The sequence below is a fragment of the Streptomyces sp. NBC_01498 genome (genome assembly GCF_036327775.1).
Lineage (GTDB): Bacteria > Actinomycetota > Actinomycetes > Streptomycetales > Streptomycetaceae > Streptomyces.
In genome coordinates this window covers 7,195,783-7,218,305 of record NZ_CP109598.1, presented here as the reverse complement: position 1 = coordinate 7,218,305, position 22,523 = coordinate 7,195,783, and the positions used below count along the sequence as shown (strand labels likewise).

Sequence of the window (22,523 nt, the reverse complement as noted above, 5' to 3'; positions counted from 1 at the left end):
ACCGCCCCCGCACACCCGATCTCCGGCTTGCCCGGCGTCCTCGGACACCCAGCCGGCCCAGGCCCCAAAGCTGCTCAAAACCTTGGAGTCGACAACAGGTATTAAGCGACTTTGAGGACGATCTTTCCCTGGACATGTCCTCGGGCGGCGCGTTCGTGGGCCGCTCGGGCGTCCGCCAGTGGGAATGTGCTGTCGATCGCGACGCGGATCGTGCCCGCGTCGAGAAGGCGGGCCAGTTCGTCGAGTTGCGCGCCGTTCGAGCGGACCTGTGCGCTGGAGACCGTGACGCCCAGCTTCGCGGTCTGTTCTTCCTCGAACTCCCCCGGAAGTACGGCGAACTGAGAGCCGCCGCGTTTGAGTGTGCGCAGGAAGCGGCTGCTGCCGGGGCCGCCGACGGTGTCGAGGACGAGGTCGATGTCGTGGACGACTTCCTCGGGACGACTCTTCGTGTAGTCGATGAACCGGTCGGCGCCGAGCTCCTTCAGGAACGATTCGTGCGCGCCCGATGCCACCGCGATGACATGGGCGCCCTTCCAGCGGGCACGGCATCGCCCGACGCCACTCGGCCCCGACACGACGGTGCTCGTCAACGGCGCGGCGGGCGGCGTGGGGCACCTCGCTCTCCAACTGGCCTCACACCCGGACCCGGTTCACGCCCGGGTTCACGTCCGGGTCCGGTGGGGAGGGGTCGAGGGCGACATCGCCGAGTCGGTCGGCCGGGCCGGGCGGAAGCGCGTCGCGCGGCCCCCGGGGAGCGGCGCGCGGCTGCCCCGGCGGTGATCAACCGGGCCGGGCGGGGACAGGCCCGGCGGATCCGGCCTGGTCCGCAGGTGCTGTCGGCCCGGCGCCGGGGCGTACCCCCTACCCGTAATACCTCAGAGCCAGGCGTGAGATGAGCTCCCCGGCGGGACGCCGACCACAGGACGCGGTCCCTATCTTCCGTACCAGACGCACGACGCACATCCGGTACGGAAGGACCCTCCATGGCGCCCCGCCCGCGCAGCAGCAGCCGTTCGCGTATCAGCGGCTCCCCCGGCAGCCGTCCCCGCCCCGGCCGTGCCCGGCGTACTCTGCTCGCCGTGCTGGTCACCGCGTCGGTGGCGGTGCCGGTGTCCGGCGCCGCCCGTCCGGCGGCCGTACCGGCGCCGGCGCCGGTCCCCGCGCAGCTCGCGCCGCTGACGGCGGCGGATCCCGCCGTGCTCGGCGCCGCACTTGAGGCGCGGTACGCGGCCAACCTTGTCGGCATCCGCGCGGCCGAACGGATGGCCGCCGCCCGCGGCGACCGAAGACGGGCCGCCTCGCTGCGCACCATGGCCGACGCGGGACGGCGTTTCCTCTCCTTCGACGGCCGCGACGGCGGACGTACCGCCGAGGTTTTCGGCGATCTGGCGGCCGCCGGGCGGATCGCCGTGCTGGTGCCGGGTTCGGACACCGGGCTCGACCGGTACGAGCGCTTCCGCGCCGGAGCCGTCGCGCTGCGACGCGAACTGGGTGAAGAGGCGGCGGTCATCGCCTGGCTCGGCTACCGGACGCCCGGCACGGTGAGCCCCGAGGCCCTGACACCAGGGCGCGCTCACGACGCGGCGCCTGAACTCCGCGCCTTCCTCCGTGAGTTGAGCGTGGCCAAGCCCGAAGCGCGGACCACGCTGCTCTGTCACTCCTACGGCTCGGCGGTCTGCGCGCCGGCCGCACGGGGAGCCGCGGGAGCGGCGGCCATCGTCCTGTACGGCAGCCCCGGCACCGGAGTCGACACGGTCGGAGACCTGCACACGACGGCCACCGTCTGGGCGGGCCGCGGCGCCCGTGACTGGATCGCCGACGTCCCGCATGTCCGGCTCCAACTGCCCTTCGCCACCGTCGGGTTCGGGCCCGATCCGGTGTCGGAGGAGTTCGGCGCCCATGTCTTCGACGCGGGGACGGGCGGACACAGCGACTATCTCAAGCCCGGTTCCGTGTCGCTGCGGAACCTCGCCCTGATCGTCTCCGGGGGCTCGCCCGCACCTGCCGGCCCTTCGGACCGGACCGTTTCCGAGGACGGCCGTCATGCGTGAGATCGTCCGGCGGATCGACTCCGCCACCCCGCCCGACCGGGACCGGGCCGTCGACGCGCTGCGGGCCTTCGCCATCCTCGGTGTGGTGCTCGGGCACTGGCTGGTGACCGCCCTGGTCGCCGACAGCGGCACCCTGCGCGGCAGCAGTCCGCTCCGGTACATGCCCCGACTGGCGCCAATATCCTGGGTGTTCCAGACCCTCGCTGTCTTCTTCCTGGTCGGCGGGCAGGTGGGCGCGAAGAGTTACGCGTCGGCCCGTGCCCGGGGGACGACCTACGGGCAGTGGCTCGGTACCCGGATGGCACGGCTGTTCCGACCGGTCGCCGTCGTGCTGGTGGTGTGGGCGACGGCGACGGGCGCGATGCTGGCCTCGGGAGTCGGCTTCGAGACCGTACGGACCCTCGACCGGCTGATTCTCTCGCCGCTCTGGTTTCTGCTGGTCTTCGCGGCCCTGACCGCCGCGACCCCGCTGGTCACGCGGTTGCACCCGCTGTGGCCGCTCGCCGTCGTACTGCACGTCGACCTGCTCCGGTTCGGCCCGACCGGCACCGGCACCGACGGCACGGGCTCCGGCTCAAGCTCCGGGGGTCCGGTCGGCACCGTCCGCCCGGACTGGCTGGACCAGCTCGGCGGCAGCCCGCACTGGCTGGGGTGGCTCAATGTGGCCGCCGGCTGGCTCGTGCCGTACTGCCTCGGCGCGCTCTGGGCACGACGCGGCGTGCCGGGGCGGAGAACGGGATGGGCGCTCCTGGTCGGCGGTGGCACCGCGACCGCCCTGCTGATCCTGTTCGCCGGCTACCCGGCGTCGATGGTCGGTGTGCCCGGCGCCGGGATCTCCAACCTCGACCCCCCGACGCTGGCGGCCGTCACGTTCGGTCTGGCCCAGTGCGGCGCGGCGCTCCTGCTGCTCGGCCCGCTGCGCCGGTGGCTGGTACGGCCGGGAGCCTGGGCGGCGGTGGCACTGCTGAACCTGTCCGCGATGACGGTCTTCCTGTGGCACCAGACCGCGATGATCGCGGTCACCGCGCTCGGGCTGTGGGCGGGCGGCGCCCTGCCCGGACTGCACACCGTGCCGGACGGAACGGGCTGGGTGCTCGCCCGGCTCTGCTGGCTGCCGGTGTTCGCGGTGGCACTGCTCGTGTGCTGGGCGGCGTTCCGTACCTACGAGCGGGGGCGGCCCCGGTCGAACGAGCGGGAACTGCCTCGTCAGCACGGAGAAGGACGGCCGAGGCAGCCCTGCCGGGCCGTGGGTGAGGGGCGTCCCGCCCCGGAAGCGGAAGCGGAGGCGCGACGTGCCTAAGGTGAATCCCGTGGTGAATCCAGCGGAGAGTTCCGCCAAGAGGCGGAAAAGGCCGGAGAGGCCGACGAGCGGGAAGATCGGGACGCAGTGGTACGCGCGGGGCGGGGCGGCGCGGACCGTACGCGCGGCGGCGCGGGCGCTGGGCTCGGATCTGTGGCGGACGGCCGCCGTTCCACCGTCGCGTGAGGGGCGGCCCCGCTGGCTGGAGTGGCGGCCCGCGCTCGTGTCACCGCTCGTGGTGCTCGCGCCGCTCCTGTTCGTGATCAACACGAACCAGTACGCCTTCGACTACCGGATCGGTGTGCCGATCGGTGTCCTGCTCGCCGTACTCCAGTCGGCGTCGCTGGTCACCGCCCCGTTCCTGCCGGTGCTGGCGTGGTGGGCCTCGACGATCGCCCTGGTCGTGGTCACGTCGCTGGCCCACCCCGTCCTCGGCAGCTCGATGTCCTGGACCGACAACGGATTCGCCGTCCAGGTCCTGGCGGTGTTCATGGTCGCGCTGCGGGCCCGCCTCCGGATCGCCGCCAAGGTGCTGGCGTTCAGCGTTCTGGCGGTCGTGCTCTGCGGCGCGCTCGCGCCCAGGCTCCAGGACACCGGCTCGGTGATCGCGATCCTGGTGATCGCGGTGGTGGTCGGGGCCGCGCTGCGCGGCCGTCAGGTGGCCCGTACGGAACTGGTCGTACAGGAGGAGATCACCGCCGAGGAACGGGCGCGGCGCACCCTCCTGGAGGAGCGCAACCGGATCGCGCGGGAGCTGCACGACGTGGTCGCGCACCACATGTCGGTGATCTCCATCCAGGCCCAGGCCGCCCCGCATCTGGCCGAGAACCCGTCCGAGGAGCTGAGGGAGAATCTCGCCGGCATCCGGGAGAACGCGGTCGAGGCACTCACCGAACTGCGCCGGGTGCTCGGCGTACTGCGCTCCGAGGACGCCCTCGCCGACGGCGCGCGGCACGCTCCGCAGCCCAGTCTCGAACGGCTGGACGAGCTCATCGGCAATGTGCGCGCCGCCGGGGTCGGCATCACCACACGTACGGTCGGGAAAGCGCGTCCGCTGCCGCCGGGCGTCGGGCTGTCGGCGTTCCGTATCGTGCAGGAGGCGCTCAGCAATGTGATGCGGCACGCGCCGGGGGCGGAGGTCCGGGTGGAGACCGGGTATCACCCCACGGGGGTCACGGTCCGGGTCACGAACAGCGCCCCCGACCGCACGGCTCTGCCCGCGCTCTCCGCTTCCTCATCCTCCGTCCCGTCCACATCCGCGTCCTCGTCTCCCGCCACCGCCTCCCCCTCGCCGGAAACGGGCCATGGACTGCTCGGTATGCGCGAACGCACCGCGATGCTGGGCGGCGAGCTGGCGACCGGGGCCACGCCGGACGGCGGCTGGGAGGTGACGGCGATACTGCCCACGCGCCTTCCGGCCGGATCCGTCGGTCCTGCCGGATCGGTCAGCTCCGCCGGGCCTGCGGGAAACGCCGGCCGTGCCACTTCCGCCGAACCTGTTGAGGACGAGGACGGCGACGACAGCGACAACATCGAGGACACCGTATGACCATCCCCCGCACGAGCGTCCGCGTGCTGATCGCCGACGATCAGATGATGGTCCGTCAGGGCCTGACCGTGCTGCTGAACGCCGAGCCCGACATCGAGGTCGTCGGCCAGGCCGTGGACGGTCTCGACGCGATCGCCAAGTCCGCCGACCTCGCGCCCGACGTGGTGCTGATGGACATACGGATGCCCGGAGTCGGCGGCATCGACGCGACGCGCCGTATCACCGGCCCGGCCGACGCCACCGTCAAGGTGCTCGTACTGACCACCTTCGATCTCGACGAGTACGTGTACGAGGCGCTGCGCGCGGGAGCGTCCGGCTTTCTGCTGAAGGACGCCTCGGCCGCCGAACTGGCCCAGGCGGTAAGGGTGGTGGCGGCCGGGGACGCCCTGCTCGCGCCGAACATCACCAAGCGCCTGATCGCCGAGTTCTCACGTATGACCGCGGCGCCCCGCACCCAACTCCGCGACCGGGTAGGTGATCTGACGGAACGTGAGACCGAGGTGCTGTCCTTGGTCGCACAGGGCCTGTCGAACGCGGAGATCGCCGCGTCCCTGGTGGTGGCGGAGCAGACCGTGAAGACCCATGTGGGGCGGATCCTGGTCAAGTTGGGCCTGCGTGACCGTACGCAGGTCGCCGTCTTCGCGTACGAGACGGGGCTGGTGCGGCCGACCGGTTACTGAGCCGGCCGCCGGACGGTGACCACGGCGTCGCCGGCCGGCCGCCGTCATGACCACGCGCGGCGGACCTCGGCCTCCGTCTGCTCGCTGCCGAACCCTCGTGCGCGAGAACGCCGTCACGGTGACGGACCCGTCGTGTCCGTCACGGCCTTGGGATCCGAGCCGGAGATCATGCTCGTGATGAACGTCGCGGTCGCGGTGCTCGGAACCGCCGTGCGGTACTGGCGGGTCGACCAATCCGCGCCAGATCGGTTGGCCGCCGTGCACGCCACGCCGGACCGCGTCGGTGCCGGCTCGGCGGCGACGCGGACGTGGCGGCAGGCTCCCGGGCGGTATCACGACCGTGTGCGAACGCCCGCGTGCCCCTCCGATGTCGGCTGATCGGGCCGGGACCGAGTCGTATCGGTGGGTCGGCCCGTCGGCTCACGGGGACTCACGCCCCGAACACCGCGGCCCGGCCAACGGCCCAACCGGTGGCGGAGGTGGACGGCTCCCGAGGCGACACCTCCCCGTCCGGCGCTGTCCGGCGGAAGCCGCCGTCCGGTCCGACGGCCGTGGTCGACGGACGCCGCCGCCCGGCGGCCGGCGGCCGGGGTGCCGCGGCGCGTCGGTGCGAGGGGGCAGGCGGCGCCGCCGTTCCGAGTCGCCGGGGCGGCGCGGGCGTTACGGGCGGGGGTCGCCGCGCCGGGAGGGGGTCCCCGGGGCCGGGGCGTCCAGCAGCCGGGTCTGGACCTCGCCCACGCCCCACCCGTAGGCGAGTTTGTGCACCTCGAGAACGAAGAACGACTCCGTCGACAGGACGCCCTCGATCAGGTGCATCCGCTGGTTGACCAGGTCGGTGAAGTGGTCGGTGTCCCGGCAGATCACCTCGGCCATCACGTCGTACTGACCGGCCGTCAGGATGACGTAGGAGGTCTCCGGATACTCGCGCAGTTCGCGGCACACCTCACGGGCCGTGCCGGGCCTCACCTTCAGCCCTATCATCGCGAAGCGGTCGAAGCCGATGGTCAGCGGGTTGGCGATGCCGACGATCTGGAGGGTGCCGTTCTCCTCCAGGCGCTGGACCCGGTAGCGGACCGAGGACGCCGGGATGTCCAGGTCCTCCGCGATCTGGCTGTACGGGCGGCGGCCGTCGGCCTGGAGGATGGCGATGATCCGCCGGTCGATGTCGTCGAGCGGATGGCCGCTCTGGTTTCCCATGGGGGTGTTCATGCTCTCTCTCGCGAACGGGGTCGGTGCTGTCGGTGCTCCGGCCGGAGCCGGGTGGCGCGGTCTCCATCATTCATCAGGCGGGCGGTGGGTTCCGGCAGGTGACGGGCGGTCGGGGACCGGCGGCTGTGGGAGGGACCGTCACGGGACGGCCGGTCAGGAGTCGAAGCCCAGTCCCAGTCCGTCGAGGGTGCGCAGCCACCGGTCGCGGCGGCCGTGCGCGTCCTCGCGTGCGAGGGAGCGCCGGGTGGCCTGAATGCCGAGGTAGCGCACGGGTTCCGGGGGGAACGGCACGGGAGGGCGGCGGATCATCGCGGGCCGGGTGCGTTCGGTGGGGCGGCCGGCGAGCAGGTCGAGGATGACCTCGGCGCCGTAGCGGGTCGCTCCGACGCCGAGTCCGGTGAAGCCGAGCGCGTATCCGACACGGCCCCGGGACGCCGTGCCCGCGAACATGCAGAAGCGGGTGGTGGAGTCGATGACACCGCCCCAGGCGTGGCTGAACGGGACGTCTTCGAGGCTCGGGAACGCCTCGGCGAACTGGGCGGCGAGGAGTTCGAAGGTCTCGGGGCGCTGGGTCAGGTGCTCGGCCGTGCGGCTGCCGTAGGGGTAGATGGCGTCGTAGCCGCCCCACAGGATGCGGTTGTCGTCGGTCTTGCGCGCGTAGTGGAACTGGTTCCCGGCGTCCGTGATGCCGTGGTCGCCGCTCCAGCCGATGCCGGCGAGCCGGCTGTCCGTCAGGGGTTCGGTGACCAGGGCGTAGTCGTAGACGGGGATCATGGTGAGGGAGAGCCGGCGCAGCAGGGGGCGGTGGATGTTGGTGGCCAGTGCGACGCGGCGGGCGGTGACGGCGGCGTAGGGGGTGCGCAGCCGGACGGGGCCGGTGGGGCGGGTGGTGAGGGCGGTGACCTCGGTGTGTTCGGCGAGGCGTACGCCCTGTGCCAGGCAGGCTTCGCGCAGTCCCCATACGAGGCGGGCGGGGTCGAGCAGGGCGTAGTCGGGGCTGAACAGTCCGGTGTGCCAGAGCGGCGAGTCGACGTACGCGCCCAGTTCCCGGCGGTCGAGGAGGGTGGCCTTCTCGCCGTGCCGGCGGGCGAGTGCGGCGGCGTCGCGGAGGGCGGTGGCCTGCCAGGGGGTGGCGGCGACGGTGACCTTGCCGGTGCGGGCGAAGCCGCAGTCGATGCCGTACGTCTCCAGGTCCTCCTGGAAGGCGGTGAAGTTGGCGGCGCCCAGACGCTGGAGGAGGCCGATCTCGGCGGGCCACCGGTCGGCGCCGTTGGCGAGGCCGTGGGTGAGGCTCGGTGAGCAGAAGCCGCCGTTGCGGCCGCTGGCGGCGTGACCGCAGGTGGACTGTTCGACGAGGAGCACGTCGAGATGCGGATGGCGGCGTTTGGCGAGCAGGGCGGTCCACAGGCCGGTGTAGCCGCCGCCGACGACGGCGAGGTCGCACGAGGTGTCCGCGGTGAGCCGGGGGGCCGCGCGGGGGCGTTCGGGACGGTCGAGCCAGTACGGCGCGGGGGCCGCGTGGCCGAGCCGGTCGCGGGGGTCCGGGCGCCGGGGAACCGGGCGCCGGGGAACGGTGGTCATGTTCTCCTCGTGCGGGGTGTGTCGCGGGGGTGGTGCCCCGGCGGTGGAGGCGCGATGGAGGGGGTGGCCGTGGGGGTGGGCCGCCGGCCCGGCGTCGGTGCGCGGGCCGGGCCGGCGGGGTTCACAGGCTGATGACGCCGGTCCTGGTGTCGGTCATGTCCATCAGGGTCCATTTGCCGCCGATGCGGCCCCAGCCGGTCCCCCGGGCGCCCGCGCCGCCGAACGGCATGTTGATGTCCCACCAGTTGTTGGAGTCGTTGACGATGACCTGTCCGACCTCCATCTCCTCGATGAAACGGAACGCGCTGGTCATGCTGCGGGTGAAGACGGCTCCCTGGAGGCCGAGCGCGTCGGCGTTGGCGATGCGCAGCAGGTCGTCCTCGTCGCGGCCGGTGATGATCGGGACGACGGGGCCGAAGGATTCCTCGCGGGAGAGGAGGCTGTCCTCGGGTACGCCGTCCACGACGGTGAATTCGTAGTAGAGGTCGGTGGGCATGCCGGCGCGGCGCTTGCCGCCGGTGAGGATGCGGGCGCCGCGGGCGCGGGCGTCGGCCATGTGGCGGTCCATCTTCTCGGCGACGCCTTCGTTGTTCAGCGGGCCGAGGAGGGTGGTGGCGTCGAGCGGGTCGCCGAGGACGACGCGTTCGGATTCGCGCAGGACGGCTTCGACGAAGGCGTCGTGGACGTCGGTGTGGACGACGACGCGCTCGGTGGCGCAGCACACCTGGCCGGCGCAGGGGTAGGCGCCGTCGACGGCGGCCCTGGCGGCGGCCTCGATGTCGGCGTCGGCGAGGACGACGACGGGGCCGTTGCCGGAGCACTCCATGAGGGAGCGCTTGAGTCCGGCCGCCGCCGTGATCTTTGCTCCGGTGGCGGAGGAACCGATGAAGCCGATGGCGTGGATGCCGGGGTGGCGTACCAGGGCGTCGCCGAACGGTCCGTCGCCGGGGAGGATACTGACGAGTCCGGCCGGGAGCCCGGCGGCGACGACCGCGTCCATCGCCTTGAGCACGGTGAACGGGGTGTGCGCCGGGGGTTTGACGATCAGTGCGTTGCCGGTGGCGAGCCCGGGGGCGGCGAACTCCGCGAACATGAGCAGCGGGAAGTTCCAGGGCGTGATGATGCCCCAGGTGCCGACCGGGCGGTGGAAGGTGAACATCCGCTTGCCGTTGTCGCGGGAGAGCAGTGTCTCGCCGTTGAGGCGTACGGCGTCCTCGGCGTGCAGCCGGAAGAGCAGCGCGGCCTCGGTGACGTCGGCGACGGACTCGGTCAGTGGTTTTCCCTGTTCCAGGGTCTGGAGGCGGGCCAGTTCGTCGCGGCGTGCGTCGATCTCGTCCGCGATGCGGTGGCAGGCGGCAGCGCGTTCCCAGACGTTCACTCCGGCCCACGCCCGCTGTGCCTCGTGTGCGGCCCGTACGGCGGTGTCGAGGTCGTCCGGGGTGGGCGCAGGGATCGTTCCGACGTGCTCGCCCGTGGCGGGGCTGAGTACGTCGACGGTCGCTGAGCCGGTGCCGTCGGTGTAGGCGCCGTTGATGAACAGTTGTTGTGGCGCGGCGGGCGGGGTGGTCATGGGGCGGGCTCCTCTGTCCGGGCGGGCCGTCGGTGTTCCAGATGATTCATCGACAACAAACAGACGTCAAGACTCATCGATCAGCAAAGCAAAGCCATGGTTCTTGTTGATCCGAGCATCTTGACGCCGAGTTTTTGCTGGCTCTATAAGAAGGCATGCCACTTTCAGCCAATGAGTCCTCGCCATCCACACCACCGGAACGGCCCGCTCCGTCCGGTCCGTCGGCGGTGTCCGCACCCGCCGGGGCGTCCGACCAGCCCGCGCTCGCCAAGAAGATGCGCTGGTACGACGGCTTCGCCATGTCGCTGACCATGCCCGCCGCTCTCATCGCGTCGCTGGGCGCGTCCATAGCCGGGCTCGGCGCCTGGGGGGCGATCGGTCTGTGGGCCGTTTCCATGATCCTCGCCACCGGCACCAACTGGATCTACACCGAGCTGGCCGCGATGTTCCCCCACACGTCGGGCGGTATCGCCGCGTACGCCGCCGAGGGCTGGCGCTCACGCGCCCCCGCGATCGGGCCGATCGCCAGCATGGGCTACTGGTTCCCCTGGACCACGACCCTCGCCGTCTACTCCGGCATCATCGGCGCGTTCGTGCAGGCCCAGTGGTTCCCCGGCCAGGACTGGTCGCTGCATCTGGGGCCCGCCGAGCTCAACTTCCCCATCGTGGTCGGCCTGGCCGTGATGCTCCTGCTGTTCGCCGCCGCCATGGCCGGACTGCATGTGGCCATGTGGCTGGTCTATCTCACCGGCGGCGCGCTGCTCGTCCCGCTGGCCGTCTTCATCGTCGCGCCGTTCCTCAGCGGCGACTGGAGCGCGAGCGGTCTGCACTGGAACCTGCACGGCGCGGCCGGCCTGCGCGAAGCCCTCGTCTGGCTGTACGTGATGGCCTGGACGTCCTTCGGCGTGGAGGTGTGCGCGACCTTCGCCCCCGAGTACAAGGACACCGTGCGCGACACCTCCCGGGCCCTGCGTGCCGGCGTGCTGTTCTGCCTCGGCATCTTCATCCTGCTGCCGCTGGCCCTGTCGGGTTACACGGGTGAGAAGGCCATTTCCGCCGATCCGACCACGTTCTACGTCCAGGCGTTCCAGGACCTGGTGGGCGGGGCGGCGGACCTGATGGTGGTCTTCCTCGTCGCGTCCCTGCTGCTCATCATGATCACCGGGCTCGCCGACGGCTCACGCGTGCTGTACGACATGGGGCGCCAGGGCCTGACCGTACGTCAGGTGGGTGTGCTCAACCGGCGTGGTGTCCCGGCCCGTGCGCTGGTGATCGCGCTGGTGATCAACATCCTGGTGCTGACGGTGCTGAAGACGCCCCTGGCCATCATCGTCACCGGCAACCTCGGCTACATCCTCACGCACATCCTGGCCATCTCCGCCTTCGCGCTGCTGCGCCACGACCGGCCGGACGCGGTGCGCCCCATCCGGCTGCCGGGCTTCTTCGTCCCGCTGGCCTGGGTACTCACGGCGCTGCTCGTCGTCATCCTCGTCGTGGGCGCCACCGGGTTCTCGATCACCGGCTACGGGGGGTACAAGGAACTCGGCATCGCCCTGGCCGTGCTGGCCGTGTCCGTCCTGCTCTGGCTCTACCGCGTCAAGGTCCAGGACCGAAGACCGGACCGGATGTCGCGCGGCGGGTGACTCCCCCGCCCGGCCGGGCGCGCCCATGGACCCGACGGAGATCGACGGTGTCGATCCGCTCCCCCGCGGGACCCTGTCCGCACGCGTCCGGTCCGGGCGTACGGGGCCGTACGCGGCGGAGCGGGTGGCGATGGCGCCGGCCGGAGGGCGCCCTGCCACGCCGGTCGGCGGTGGTGTCCGCGCCGATCACGGCGACCGGACCGGGGGCGGCGGCACACCGGATTCCCGGCTCCTAGCGACCGTCGGTCGCGGGCACGAGGCCGTCGGCGACCAGGCCCGCGAGGACCGCCTCGCCCAGGGCGTGCACGGCGGAGTGGGGACGGACCATCACCGTGAGCTCCTTGATCCGGCCCGCCCCGTCGAACTGGAGCATGTCGATGCCGTGGATCTGTTTGCCGTTCACCGTGGCCCGGAAGAGCAGGACCGCCGACGGGGTGTCCTCGCCGTCGGCGGTGGACTCGGCCGTGCCTTCGAGGTGCCCGATGTAGCGGAAGTCCTCGAACGTGCGCAGCAGGACGCCGAAGAGTCCCAGCACCATGGCCTTGCCCTCGAAGGGAGCGAACTTCACGGGGCTGTGGAGGCGGATGTCGTCGGTGAACAGGTCCTCGAACAGGGCGTGTTCGCCCTTCTCCACGGCCGCGCGGAAGCGTTCGGCGGTCTCCATGATTCCTCCCGATACTCAAGAAAGTGACTAGTCACTTTCTTGAGTATGATGCAGGGGCGGGCGAGGAAAGGAAAGGGGCTGCTTCGATGGCTCTGCGGCACGCGGTACTGGCGGCACTGCTGGACGGTGAGTACAGCGGATACCAGCTGGCGAAGGCGTTCGACATCGGTGTCGCGAACTTCTGGCACGCCCTGCCGCAGCAGTTGTACGCGGAGCTCGCCACGCTGGAGAAGAACGGTCTGGTCGCCGGCCGGCAGGTCGTCCAGGAGACCCGGCCCACCAAACGTCTGTTCACGGTCACCGACGCCGGCCGCGCCGAACTGGAGAGATTCGCCGCCGCCCCGTCGAGGCCCTCGTTCATCCGCGACGATCTGCTCGTCAAGGTCCAGGTCGCCGACCGCGTCGGCACCGCCTCGGTGATCGAGCAGCTGGAGGAGCGGGCGCACGCGGCCGAGGGCAGGATCGAGCTCCTCGGCACGCTGTTGCGGCAGCTGCGCGGCGATACGGACGAGGAGGAGTTCCTCCGCCGGGGCGAGCGCATCGGCCCGTACCTGACCTGTCTGCGCGGCCTCGCCTTCGAACAGGAACACCACGACTGGTGCCGGCGGATCGCGGCCGTCCTGAAGGACAGGCGGACGGCTCCCACCGAACGGTGAACACCTGGGCCGCCCCACCCCTGCCCGGTCCCCCGCCCCGGGCGAACGGTGAATCCGCCGTCCATGCCGCGTCGACCTCGTAGGCGGGGTCGCGTCGCTGCCCGGGTCCGGTGTCGGCCTCGGTCAGGAGGCGGTCGCGGGGTGCGGGTCGCCGAGGTAGGGGAAGTGGTCGAGGGTGTCGGCGTGCGGTGACAGGCCGGTGGGCGGTGCCTCGTTCCTGGTGAGGAAGGCCAGCCGGATGTCGATGACGTCCTCGGTGAAGGTACGGCCGTTGGGGTACGCGGCGGGCCTGGCCGGGTCGAAGCGCAGCACGTCCGGGAGGATGCCGTACTCGTCGAGTGCGGCGATCGCCTCCTCGCGCGAGTAGCCGCCGGTGTGGCCAAGCAGGTGGACGAACTGATCCGTCCACCGGGCCCGGTCGTCGGCGGGCTCGCTCGCGTTGTACTCCTCCTTGGTGTCGTCGGTGTTGAAGAAGCTGCTCACCGACGGGTGCCCGGCGCGGTCCGCGTGTACGAGTTCACCGTCGCGCAGGACGCTGCACCGGCCCCAGACGCGCAGGTCGGGGTCGGGCGCCAGCGTCGCGGTCGGTACTTCGACGGCCATGGAGAACACGTTGGCCGTGCTGTTGGAGTCGACGCCGGTCCACGGGGAGTCCCCGCCGAGATGCGGGACGGTGAAGTTCCGGTTGCCGCTGGTGTCGAACAGGTTCTGGACGCCGTCGAAGTCGAAGTAGAAGGCATCGCTGCGGCTGCCGGCGGCCACTCTGTAGTCGCCGCTGACGACCACGTTGGCCTTGGTGTCGAAGGAGACGGCGGCGTCCGTCACGATCCTGGTGCCGACGGCCTCGGGCTTGCGGGACTCCGCGCCCGTCGCCATGAAGACGCTGTAGGTCTGTGAGCCGTCGGCCGCCGGCGGGGCGAAGACCCAGCTGAAGGCGATGTCGGTCAGGTCGTCGCCGTCGTTGTCGATGTTCAGGCGGTACACGGCGTCGGGGTGCATCGCGTCCGCGTTGGGGTTGGCGTTGAGAAGGAGAACGGTCCGGCTCGGGTCGCCGGGCGCCCCGAAGACGTACAGGTCGCACAGATCGAGGCGCTGGTCGCCGAGCGGCGGCCCGAGACTGAGGCCGGTGAAGTGATTGGACATGTCGGGTTTCCTCTGCTCGCTCGCCGGGGGACCACCAGGGCGCGGGCGGCCGTTCACGCCGCTCGCCGGGGGTGCCGTCGGCACCCGCACCCGGGCCGCCACGCTAGCCCGCCGCGGCGGTCCGGCCGTCGAGGGCGGAGGCGCCGCCGTGGAATGGCCCTCGAATGGGTCACCGCCGGGGGCAATGGCCGGGCGGCACGCCGTCGGGCGCGGACGGCGGCTCCGCCGGTGCGGATCCCCGGCGTCCGGCCCCGACCGCCGGTGCGTCAGGAGTCGGCGGAAGCGCGGAAGTCAGTGGTCCTGGTGTCGTGAGGCGCGAAGGACGTCCCCGGGGGTGTCCGGCGCCCTGGTCGGGCCGGTCGGCGTCAGCGCGGACGAGGCCAGGAGCATCAGGCTGTCGGCGTCCGCCGAGCCGGGCGTGGCGTGATGGATGACCAGATGGGGCCCGCCCGCCCCGCTGATCGCGAGCCTCTCGCGGTGGAGACGCAGTTCACCGACCTGTGGGTGGTCGAACCGGACGGGCGCGCCGCGCTGGGAGCGCACGTCGTGGCGGTGCCACAGGGCACGGAAGCGGGGGCTCGCCAGGGAGAGCTCACCGACGAGCTCGATGAAGCGACGATCGTCCGTGTCGACGCCGACGGCGCGGCGGAGGCTCGCGACGTAGCACTCGGTGGTGCCGTCCCAGTCGAGGTGGAAGGCCCGCTCGGCAGGATCGAGGAACACGTCGAGCAACCCGTTGCCTCCTACGGAGAGGCGCGGCGAGAGCGCGGTCGCAAGGGAGTTCACGGCCAGGATGTCGAAGTAGCGGCCTTCTACGAAGGCGGGATGCGGCAGCGTCGACAGGAGCGTGACGATGCCGGCCGGCACGGTCTCCGCGCGGGGCCGGCGAAGCGTCGGGCGGGGCCGGTCCGTGACCAGGCTCAGCAGATGCGCCGTGTTCTCGTCGTCGAGCTGAAGCACGCGCGCGAGGGACCGGAGAACCTGCGCGGACGGATTGCGGTCGCTTCCCCGTTCGAGGCGCAGGTAGTAGTCGACGCTGATGCCGGCCAGTGTGGCGACCTCCTCGCGCCGCAGACCGGGCACCCGCCGCCCACCGAGATCGGCGACGCCCGCCTGTCCGGGCGACACGCGCGCACGGCGGGCACGGAGGTACTCGCCCAGCTGGTTCGGCCTGTCCGTCATGCGGCCCAGGGTAATCGGCGGGAACAACGGTGAGAGGGGCCCTGCCACTACCTGGCTCACGGGGGCCCTGGCCCGGATTCCGCACGCGCGTTTCTCTTGGCCCGAGGCAGTTCCGCCCGACCCGACAGGAGAGACATTTCCATGAGCGCACAGGTGAATCGCCGGATCGTCCTTGCGGCCCGGCCGCACGGGGACCCGAAGGAAAGCGACTTCGCCGTGGTCGAAGGGCCGCTGCCGGTACCGGGCAGAGGTCAGGCGCTGCTACGGAACATCCTGGTCTCGCTCGACCCGTACAACCGCATCATCATGGGCAACGCGAACAGCGACCAGCCGGCCATCGGCATCGGTGACCCGATGTTCGGCTTCACGATCGCGGTGGTCGAGGAGAGCGACCATCCCGCCTTCGCGGTCGGCGACCATGTCGCCGGCATGTCCGGCTGGCAGGACTACGCGGTGTCCGACGGCACGGACCTCAGGAAGATCGATCCGGACGCGGCGCCGCTGTCGGCGAATCTCGGCGTGCTCGGGATGACGGGACTCACCGCGTGGGTGGGACTGACGAAGATCATCGAACCGAAGCCGGGCGGAACGCTCGTGGTCACGGCCGCCGCCGGGGCCGTCGGAACGGCCGCGGCCCAGATCGGCAAACTCCGCGGGCTGCGGGTCGTCGGAATCGCCGGAGGCTCCGGGAAGACACGCCATCTGTTGGAGGACCTCGGCCTGGACGCCGCCGTCGACCACCGGGCGCCGGACTTCGCGCGGCGGCTCGCCGCCGCCGTACCCGACGGGATCGACACGGTGTACGAGAACGTGGGTGCCTCCATGTTCGAGGCACTGTTGCCTCACCTGAACCTCAAGGCCCAGTTCGCCGTGGGCGGCGTGATGTCACAGATCACCCGGACGGAGGCGTTCGAGGGACCCGACCGCCTGCCGGATCTGCTGAGCGCCGTCATGTACAAGGACCTCACGATTCGCGGTTTCTCCGTACCCGACCACTTCGACAGCTACCCGGACCTTCTCGCCGAGCTGGCACCGGCGCTGGCTCGCGGTGAGCTGCGGTACGCCGAACACGTCGTCGAGGGGCTCGAGAACATCCCCGCCGCGTTCCCGGAGATGTTCCAGGGCCGCGTCATGGGGAAAATGATCGCGAGGATCGGTTAGATCCGACAGCTGAACGGCTGAAGGGCTGTTGAGCTGCTGGGGCGGCATCGGGTCAGCGTCGCAGCGGGCGCAGCGCCTCGCCCCACTCCACGACCTCGTCGATCATTCCGTTCAGTTCGGCGACCAGGCGCTCGGTCGGCTTCACCGTGGTGAATTCCTCGAAGTCGGTGTAGGAGTTCAGAGAAACCTGGGCCCGGACCGTGGCGACCTTGAGTTCCGCGAGTACGAGCCGCAGGTGCTCGACGGCGCGAAGTCCGCTCGCGGCGCCGTAACTCACGAACCCGGCCGCCTTGTTGTGCCACTCGTAGTGGAGGAAGTCGATCGCGTTCTTGAGGCTGGCCGGCATCGAGTGGTTGTACTCGGGTGTCACGAAAACGAAGGAGTCGAGGTCGGCGATGGCGGCGGACCAGTCCTTGGTGTGCTGCTGGGTGTACCGCCTGCCCATCGGAGGTGTCTCTTCGTCGAGCAGCGGCAGACCCGCTTCCGCGACGTCGATCAGCGGGAAATCGGCGTCGTCGCGCTGGGACGCCACCTCGGCCACCCAGCGGGCTACGACCTCACCGACACGTCCGGGGCGGGTGCTGCCGAGAATGATCCCGATCTTGAGCATGGCCACTTCTTCCGGGTCTGGAATCAATTCGTCTCTTTCGCCTACATGCGAATTGTTCCATCTCATCACGTTATGCCGCCAGGTCGGCGTTCCCGGCGGGGACCGGGCCGACTGTCAGTGGCGTGCGATAGACATTCCACTGACAGCGCGGCGGTACGACGACGAGGGAGCGGCCATGGCAGTCGACGGGACACCGACGGGCCCACCACCGACGGTGGACAGGACCGGGAACGAGCCGGTGGACAGCGCCGTGGACGGGACGGTGGACCTGACCGCCGGGCTGCCCGGCCGCACCGGTGCGATCGGCGGGGTCGAGTCGCTGGTCCTCGACGGCCGTCGGCTCTGGTTCGGCTTCGACTTCTCGTCCGACCAGGTCCTCTCGCCGCTGATCGACGACGCGGGAGTCATGACGCGGTTCGCCGCACGGCATCTGCGCCAGCGCACGGGCGTGCACGACGAGAGCTACTGGGCGGAGCTGGTCCGAGCCTCAGTCGACGCCTCCGACCTCGTGTGGAAGGACGAGCAGCGCACCTTCACCACCCGCGCGCTGGAGAGCGGGGACCCGGGGCCCGCGCACGGGCACCTGGTGTATCTCCTCGACGCGGCCACGACGTGGGACGGGCACATACCCGTACACCTCCGGCCCGACGCGGCGCACACCGACGAAGGGACGGCGACACGCCTTCGGCGGCTGATGAGCGCCCGCTTCCCCGTGGCCAACTGGTCCCTGCTGTTAGCGCCGTACCTCCGTGGAGCCGAGCGGATCGGACACTGAACGGCCCGCGACCGGGAACGGGACCTTCGCCGTACCGGAGCCCCCGGTCGGCAGGGCCGGAGCCGGCCTCGTACGTCGTCGGTGCGCGGGGTGCCGCCGGGCGGCGGCCACGGCTCCTTGCCGTAGCCGCCGTCCCCCCACCTGACCGGCCGGGCGGGCAGTACGGAGAGCGAGGAGCGGCCCCTGAACCGAGGGCCGCCGTAAAGTACCTCGTGCCGGTGCGCCGTCACCGCCCACGCCGATACGGCAGTTGACCTGGAGATCATTCATGGACCCCTCAGTCGGTGCGAACTCCCCCTCACGCGGCGCCGGTTCGGTTTCGACGGTTCCCGAGGCGGGGGCCGATCTCGTACGGCGGTGGCGGGAGGAGGGAGAGGAACTGGTCCAGTTGCTCGCGCGGGTCCGCGATCAGGTGGGCGGTGTCGCCGCGTTCCGTCTCGGAGCGGATCCCACCGTCCTGGTCACCGATCCGGAGGCGGTCCAGCACGTGCTCGCCCGGCATGCGGACCGGTACGTCAAACGCTCGCACCGCGCGAGGCCGCTGATCGGGGACGGTGTCCTCGCCGCCACGGGCTCCGCGTGGAAACGCCAACGCCGTCTGCTCCAGTCCCAGTTCACCGGTCCCGGCATGCGCCGTTACGAGGAGCGGATCACCGCCGCCGCCCGCACGACCGCCGGGCGCTGGGCCGGTTACGCCCGTACCGGTGAGAGTTTCGACGTGGGGCGGGAGATGCGCCGCTTCGCCCTCGACGCCATCTGGCGCTCGCTGACCGGGCATCCGCTCGACGACGGCACCGAACGCGAACTGGACGCCGTGGCAGCGGTGGCGGCCGTCCTCCCGACGCTCCCCGCCGATGTCGCGGACGCCCGGGAGGCCGTCGCCGGCGACCTCGCCCGGATCGACGCGGTCGCCGAACGCGCGGTCGCGGCGGCACGTGGCGGGTCGGCCGGGCCCGACGGGCCGGGCCTGCTGCACGTGCTGACCGACGCGGCCACCGAGCGTCCCGAGTACACCGAACAGCTGATCCGCGACGAGCTGGTCACCCTGCTCGCGGCCGGGCACGAGACCACGGCCACCACGCTGACCTGGCTCTTCCTGCTTCTCGACCGGCACCCTGACACCCGCGACCAGGTCCTCGCCGCCGGGGACGAAGGGTCGGCGCCGCGCCGACAGGCGATCCAGGCCCTGGTCCACGAGACGCTCCGGCTCTATCCGTCCGCCTGGATCCTGCCGCGACACGCCGCCGAGGACGACATCCTCGCGGGCTACGGCGTCGAGGCCGGCACGGACCTCCTGGTCTGCCCGTACCTGACGCACCGCGATCCCCGTCTGTGGCCGGACCCGGAGCGTTTCGATCCCACCCGCTTCACCACCCCGGGCCGGCGGCCCGCCCACCCCGGCGCGTATCTCCCCTTCGGTCTGGGTCCCCGGGCCTGTCTCGGCGCGCAGTTCGCGCTCCGTGAATCGACGGCCCTCCTCGAACACCTGCTGCCGCTGCCGACCGTGACCTTCGGGTCGACCCCGGCGAAGGCGGCGTACGGCCTGACGGTCCGCCCCGACGGGCCCACCCCGGCGACCCTCGCGGGACCGCCCGCCTGAGCCTGTCCTTCAGGCGTCGGCTCGGGCGGAGGCTCGGACGGCTCGGGCGGAGGCTCGTGCATTCTCCAGGTTCCGAGGGTCAGGAGTTGGTCCAGCCGCGCGTGCTGAGGACCAACCGGTAGCCGTCCGGGTCTTCGACGCTGGCGCCCCAGGTGTCCCAGTACGGGTTACGGGCCCCCACACGCTTGCCGCCATGGGCTTCCAGGCGTGAGAGCAGTGTGTCGGGCACCGGCTCGTCGAGGTAGACGACGAGCAGGTCCTCCTCGGTGGGCCGGGGTTCGACGGCGGCGTCGTGGACGAGTTCGAGGTGCCAGGAGGCGTCCGGCCAGCCGACCATCAGCAGGTCATGGCCCGTGCCCTCCGTCCGGAACAGTACGTCCAGTCCGAGGCCGCCGACCCAGAAACGTTCCGCCGAGGCGAGGTCGCGTGAGGGCCGTGCGATGCGGATATGGTTCTGGCCGGTGGCGGGCATGGAATGCTCCTCGTCCTCAATCACGTTCCGGCTCCATCGGATTCTGCCTCCGTCATGTTCCGGCTGAATCATGTTCCGGCTGCGGCAGCGTACGCGGGAGCGGGCCGGCGCGGCATCGGCCCATAGGTGCACGGCCCATCGATCGTGAGCCCTACGACCGTGAGACCCACGACCGTAGGGCTCACGACCGCGTGCCGGTCCGGTCGCGGCCGGATCGATGCGGGGTCCCTGCGTCCGCCGGAGGTGGCTCGTGGCGCGGGTCAGGTGCTTCCGTACCGTCGCGCCAGGACGCCCACCGTGTCGGCCATGGCCCGACGGAGTTCCGGCGGCGCGACGACCTCGACGTCGACACCGAGCCGCAGCAGCTCACCGCACGCGTGCTGGGGGCTCTCGGTCGGGATGACCGCCTCCACCCATCCGTCGTCGCCGACAGCGCTCGCCGTGGACTCGACCGCCCGCACCACCTCGGGCGGAAGGTTGTCCGGCAGGCGTCGGAGCCCGCGCGGGGAGAACCGGACGGTGGCTCGGCCGCTGTAACGGCGGGACTGGAAATCGTCCAGGTAGGAGGTCCAGTACGCGCCGAGGTCGAAGTCCGGCGGTCGGTCGAAGCGCTCGTCACCGAGCGTCGCGTCGAGGACCTGGGTGATGCGGTAGGTCGCGATCCGGCTGTCCGACGCGGCGACGAGATACCAGACGCCCGACTTGAGGACCAGCCCGTAGGGGCGGAGGCGGCGGTCCACCTCCTGCGGAGCGCGCCACCGCCGGTAGCGCACCTCCACCACTCTCCGGGTGAGCACCGCGTCGACGAACAGGCCGAGGTACGGCGCCTGTTCGGGCTCCCGGTACCAGGCCGGGGCGTCCAGGTGGAACACCTCCGCGGTCCGCGCCGCTTCCTCGCGCAGTGCCGCCGGCAGCGCGGCCAGCAGTTTCAGCCGGGCACCCGCGACCTCCGACGCGAACCCCAGATCGGCGGCGGGGCCGGGCAGTCCGGCGAGGAACAGCGCCCGTGCCTCGCCCTCGCTCATCCCGGTCAGGCGGGTGCGGTAGCCCTCGAGCAGCCGGTAGCCGCCGCCCCGGCCCGTCTCGGCGTAGACCGGGATACCCGCGACCTGAAGACGTGCCAGGTCACGGTACGCGGTACGCACGGACACACCCAGCTCGTCGGCGACCTCGCGCGCGGACATGCGGCCACGCGATTGGAGCAGGAGCAGCACCGACAGCAGTCGACCAGCGGACATGGTCACATTCTGCCCGGAAACCCTGACAGCCCCTGGCACACGGCCGCCCTACCGTCGGGTCCGTGCCCGGATCCCGGCGAACGAGCCGGGAACGAACCGGAAGCACCGTGCCGAACAGGAGCCCGCCGTGCCGCCTACCGATCCCCCCGACAGCATCGCCGTGATCGAACTTCGCCAGTACACGCTGCGTCCCGGCCGGCGCGACGAACTGATCGAGCTGTTCGACCGGGAGTTCGTCGAAACCCAGGAAGAGGCGGGGATGTCGGTGCTCGGCCAGTTCCGGGACCTCGACGACCCGGACCGCTTCGTCTGGCTGCGCGGGTTCCGGGACATGGCGGCACGACGCCGCGCGCTGGCAGCCTTCTACGACGGCCCGGTCTGGGCCGAGTACGGCCCCCGGGCGAACGCCACCATGCTCGACTCCGACGACGTCCTGCTCCTGCGCCCCCTCGCGGACAAGAACGGCTTCGCTCTCTCCCCGTCCGCACGCCCCCGGACCGGTGCCCCCGCGCCGGACCGATTCGTCTCGGCCACCGTGTGGTCGTTCCCTCCCGGACGTTCCGACGGCGCCGCACTGATCCGGGACGGACTCCTTCCCCTCCTGCACACGACGGGGCCCGCACCGCTCGCCGCCCTCACCACCGAGACCGCGCCCAACACGTTCCCCAGGCTGCCCGTCCGCAGCGGGGAGAACGTCGCCGCGATCCTGACCTCGTACCCCGACGAGAGCACGTACCGGCAACACGTCGCCGATGTCCTGGCCCATCCGGTCGCTCGGGACGAGATCCTGCCGGGCATCGAGCGGGAGCGGACGACGGCCCCCCGGACACTGCGCCTGGCACCCACCGGCCGCTCGCTCCTCCGCTGACCCGCCCGGGTCCACCGGGGACTCAGAAATCCCGGTGTCCGGCACGGGCTTCCGACGCGTCGGCGCCGTACGACCGGCGCCGGCCCCGCCCCCGTCACCTCACGGTGAAATCCGCCGCCTTGGCGTCCAGGGTCGTGGTGCCGTCCTCGGCGGTGGCCAGGGTGGCGACGTGCCAGGTGCCGCGCGGGGAGTCCTCGGCGTCGGTGCGGGTGACGGGGACGGTGTAGGAGCAGCGGACCGTGGAGTCGCCGGAGGGTTCGCACACGGCCGGTTCCGCGGCGGACATGTCCTTGGTGGTCAGCTCGCGGTCGGCGAAGGCCGAATCCTCGGGCCAGGCAAGGACCTTGAGGCCGGTCACGCCGGAGGACGCCGTGACGTCGGTGGTGAACGCCAGTGAGCCGTCGCGGTCACCCTCGGGGGCGGTGTAGCGGGCGGTGCTGTGTGCCAGCGAGGGAGGCTGTTCCTCGGCGTGGGCGAGGGCGAACGCGCCCGCGCCTCCGAGGACGGCGAGCGCGGCGGTCACGGACAGAACGGTACGTCGGGACATAGGAGGCTCTCCACCATCGTCTCA

The 22,523-nt window shown here is 71.5% G+C and carries 20 protein-coding genes and 1 pseudogene; 10 read left to right on the top strand and 11 right to left on the bottom strand.

The annotated features are described in order from the left end of the window. Positions 1-101: 101 nt before the first annotated feature. Positions 102-587: pseudogene (locus tag OG875_RS30720) on the bottom strand (zinc-binding dehydrogenase); the annotation flags it as partial. A gap of 396 nt (positions 588-983) precedes the next feature. Between OG875_RS30720 and OG875_RS30710 the strand changes: the two are divergent. From OG875_RS30710 to OG875_RS30695, 4 genes are all read left to right on the top strand, one after another. Continuing rightward, complete coding sequence (locus tag OG875_RS30710; RefSeq protein ID WP_330177503.1) at positions 984-2,051, top strand: alpha/beta hydrolase; 1,068 nt, start codon at positions 984-986, stop codon at positions 2,049-2,051. Next, positions 2,044-3,351 carry an acyltransferase family protein gene (locus tag OG875_RS30705; protein ID WP_330177502.1) on the top strand — a complete coding sequence of 436 codons (1,308 nt, stop codon included), beginning with the start codon at positions 2,044-2,046 and terminating at the stop codon, positions 3,349-3,351. Before OG875_RS30710 ends, OG875_RS30705 begins: the two co-directional genes overlap by 8 nt. A 76-nt stretch (positions 3,352-3,427) precedes the next feature. Continuing rightward, positions 3,428-4,900, top strand: coding sequence for a histidine kinase (locus OG875_RS30700; protein ID WP_443079305.1), 1,473 nt, complete (start codon positions 3,428-3,430; stop codon positions 4,898-4,900). After that, entirely contained in the window at positions 4,897-5,580 is a 684-nt protein-coding gene (locus OG875_RS30695) for a response regulator transcription factor (protein ID WP_330177501.1), read from the top strand. The genes OG875_RS30700 and OG875_RS30695 overlap by 4 nt, the downstream gene beginning before the upstream one ends. Positions 5,581-6,240: 660 nt before the next feature. On the opposite strand, the gene OG875_RS30690 is transcribed toward OG875_RS30695, so the two are convergent. The 3 genes from OG875_RS30690 to OG875_RS30680 form a co-directional block, all read right to left on the bottom strand. After that, positions 6,241-6,777 carry an Lrp/AsnC family transcriptional regulator gene (locus OG875_RS30690; protein WP_330177500.1) on the bottom strand — a complete coding sequence of 179 codons (537 nt, stop codon included), beginning with the start codon at positions 6,775-6,777 and terminating at the stop codon, positions 6,241-6,243. A 165-nt stretch (positions 6,778-6,942) separates the two neighbouring features. Further along, positions 6,943-8,370 (bottom strand): NAD(P)/FAD-dependent oxidoreductase, encoded by a 1,428-nt coding sequence (locus OG875_RS30685; protein ID WP_330177499.1) that lies wholly within the window; start codon positions 8,368-8,370, stop codon positions 6,943-6,945. A gap of 121 nt (positions 8,371-8,491) precedes the next feature. Further along, positions 8,492-9,940, bottom strand: a complete 1,449-nt coding sequence (locus OG875_RS30680; protein ID WP_330177498.1) for an aldehyde dehydrogenase family protein — start codon at positions 9,938-9,940, stop codon at positions 8,492-8,494. Between the two features lie 227 nt (positions 9,941-10,167). Here OG875_RS30680 and OG875_RS30675 point away from each other — a divergent pair, with 227 nt between their 5' ends. Next, positions 10,168-11,583: an APC family permease gene (locus tag OG875_RS30675; RefSeq protein WP_330177497.1), complete on the top strand. Its 1,416-nt coding sequence runs from the start codon at positions 10,168-10,170 to the stop codon at positions 11,581-11,583. Between the two features lie 232 nt (positions 11,584-11,815). On the opposite strand, the gene OG875_RS30670 is transcribed toward OG875_RS30675, so the two are convergent. Then, positions 11,816-12,247: a nuclear transport factor 2 family protein gene (locus OG875_RS30670; protein WP_330177496.1), complete on the bottom strand. Its 432-nt coding sequence runs from the start codon at positions 12,245-12,247 to the stop codon at positions 11,816-11,818. 86 nt (positions 12,248-12,333) lie between these two features. Here OG875_RS30670 and OG875_RS30665 point away from each other — a divergent pair, with 86 nt between their 5' ends. Continuing rightward, entirely contained in the window at positions 12,334-12,903 is a 570-nt protein-coding gene (locus tag OG875_RS30665) for a PadR family transcriptional regulator (RefSeq protein ID WP_330177495.1), read from the top strand. A 123-nt stretch (positions 12,904-13,026) separates the two neighbouring features. Here OG875_RS30665 and OG875_RS30660 read toward each other — a convergent pair whose 3' ends face one another. Both OG875_RS30660 and OG875_RS30655 read right to left on the bottom strand, forming a co-directional pair. Continuing rightward, the gene (locus OG875_RS30660) at positions 13,027-14,046 is read right to left on the bottom strand and encodes a DUF4331 family protein (protein ID WP_330177494.1); all 1,020 of its coding nucleotides are present in this window, start codon (positions 14,044-14,046) and stop codon (positions 13,027-13,029) included. Positions 14,047-14,337: 291 nt separating this feature from the next. Continuing rightward, complete coding sequence (locus tag OG875_RS30655) at positions 14,338-15,228, bottom strand: helix-turn-helix domain-containing protein (protein ID WP_330177493.1); 891 nt, start codon at positions 15,226-15,228, stop codon at positions 14,338-14,340. A 141-nt stretch (positions 15,229-15,369) separates the two neighbouring features. Here OG875_RS30655 and OG875_RS30650 point away from each other — a divergent pair, with 141 nt between their 5' ends. Then, positions 15,370-16,389 carry an NADP-dependent oxidoreductase gene (locus tag OG875_RS30650; RefSeq protein ID WP_330177492.1) on the top strand — a complete coding sequence of 340 codons (1,020 nt, stop codon included), beginning with the start codon at positions 15,370-15,372 and terminating at the stop codon, positions 16,387-16,389. Between the two features lie 52 nt (positions 16,390-16,441). On the opposite strand, the gene OG875_RS30645 is transcribed toward OG875_RS30650, so the two are convergent. Beyond that, complete coding sequence (locus OG875_RS30645) at positions 16,442-16,999, bottom strand: NADPH-dependent FMN reductase (RefSeq protein ID WP_330177491.1); 558 nt, start codon at positions 16,997-16,999, stop codon at positions 16,442-16,444. Positions 17,000-17,174: 175 nt separating this feature from the next. Here OG875_RS30645 and OG875_RS30640 point away from each other — a divergent pair, with 175 nt between their 5' ends. Both OG875_RS30640 and OG875_RS30635 read left to right on the top strand, forming a co-directional pair. Next, complete coding sequence (locus OG875_RS30640) at positions 17,175-17,774, top strand: hypothetical protein (RefSeq protein WP_330177490.1); 600 nt, start codon at positions 17,175-17,177, stop codon at positions 17,772-17,774. Between the two features lie 268 nt (positions 17,775-18,042). After that, positions 18,043-19,374, top strand: a complete 1,332-nt coding sequence (locus OG875_RS30635; RefSeq protein ID WP_330177489.1) for a cytochrome P450 — start codon at positions 18,043-18,045, stop codon at positions 19,372-19,374. Positions 19,375-19,453: 79 nt separating this feature from the next. Here the strand turns inward: OG875_RS30635 and OG875_RS30630 are convergent, their stop codons facing one another. Both OG875_RS30630 and OG875_RS30625 read right to left on the bottom strand, forming a co-directional pair. Then, positions 19,454-19,846: a VOC family protein gene (locus OG875_RS30630; protein ID WP_330177960.1), complete on the bottom strand. Its 393-nt coding sequence runs from the start codon at positions 19,844-19,846 to the stop codon at positions 19,454-19,456. 260 nt (positions 19,847-20,106) lie between these two features. Further along, the gene (locus tag OG875_RS30625; RefSeq protein WP_330177488.1) at positions 20,107-21,084 is read right to left on the bottom strand and encodes a helix-turn-helix transcriptional regulator; all 978 of its coding nucleotides are present in this window, start codon (positions 21,082-21,084) and stop codon (positions 20,107-20,109) included. 127 nt (positions 21,085-21,211) lie between these two features. Here OG875_RS30625 and OG875_RS30620 point away from each other — a divergent pair, with 127 nt between their 5' ends. Next, positions 21,212-21,952, top strand: a complete 741-nt coding sequence (locus tag OG875_RS30620; RefSeq protein ID WP_330177487.1) for an NIPSNAP family protein — start codon at positions 21,212-21,214, stop codon at positions 21,950-21,952. A 94-nt stretch (positions 21,953-22,046) separates the two neighbouring features. Here the strand turns inward: OG875_RS30620 and OG875_RS30615 are convergent, their stop codons facing one another. Continuing rightward, a complete protein-coding gene (locus OG875_RS30615; protein ID WP_330177486.1) occupies positions 22,047-22,499 on the bottom strand; it encodes a DUF5707 domain-containing protein in 453 nt (150 codons plus the stop codon). Between the last annotated feature and the right edge of the window lie 24 nt (positions 22,500-22,523).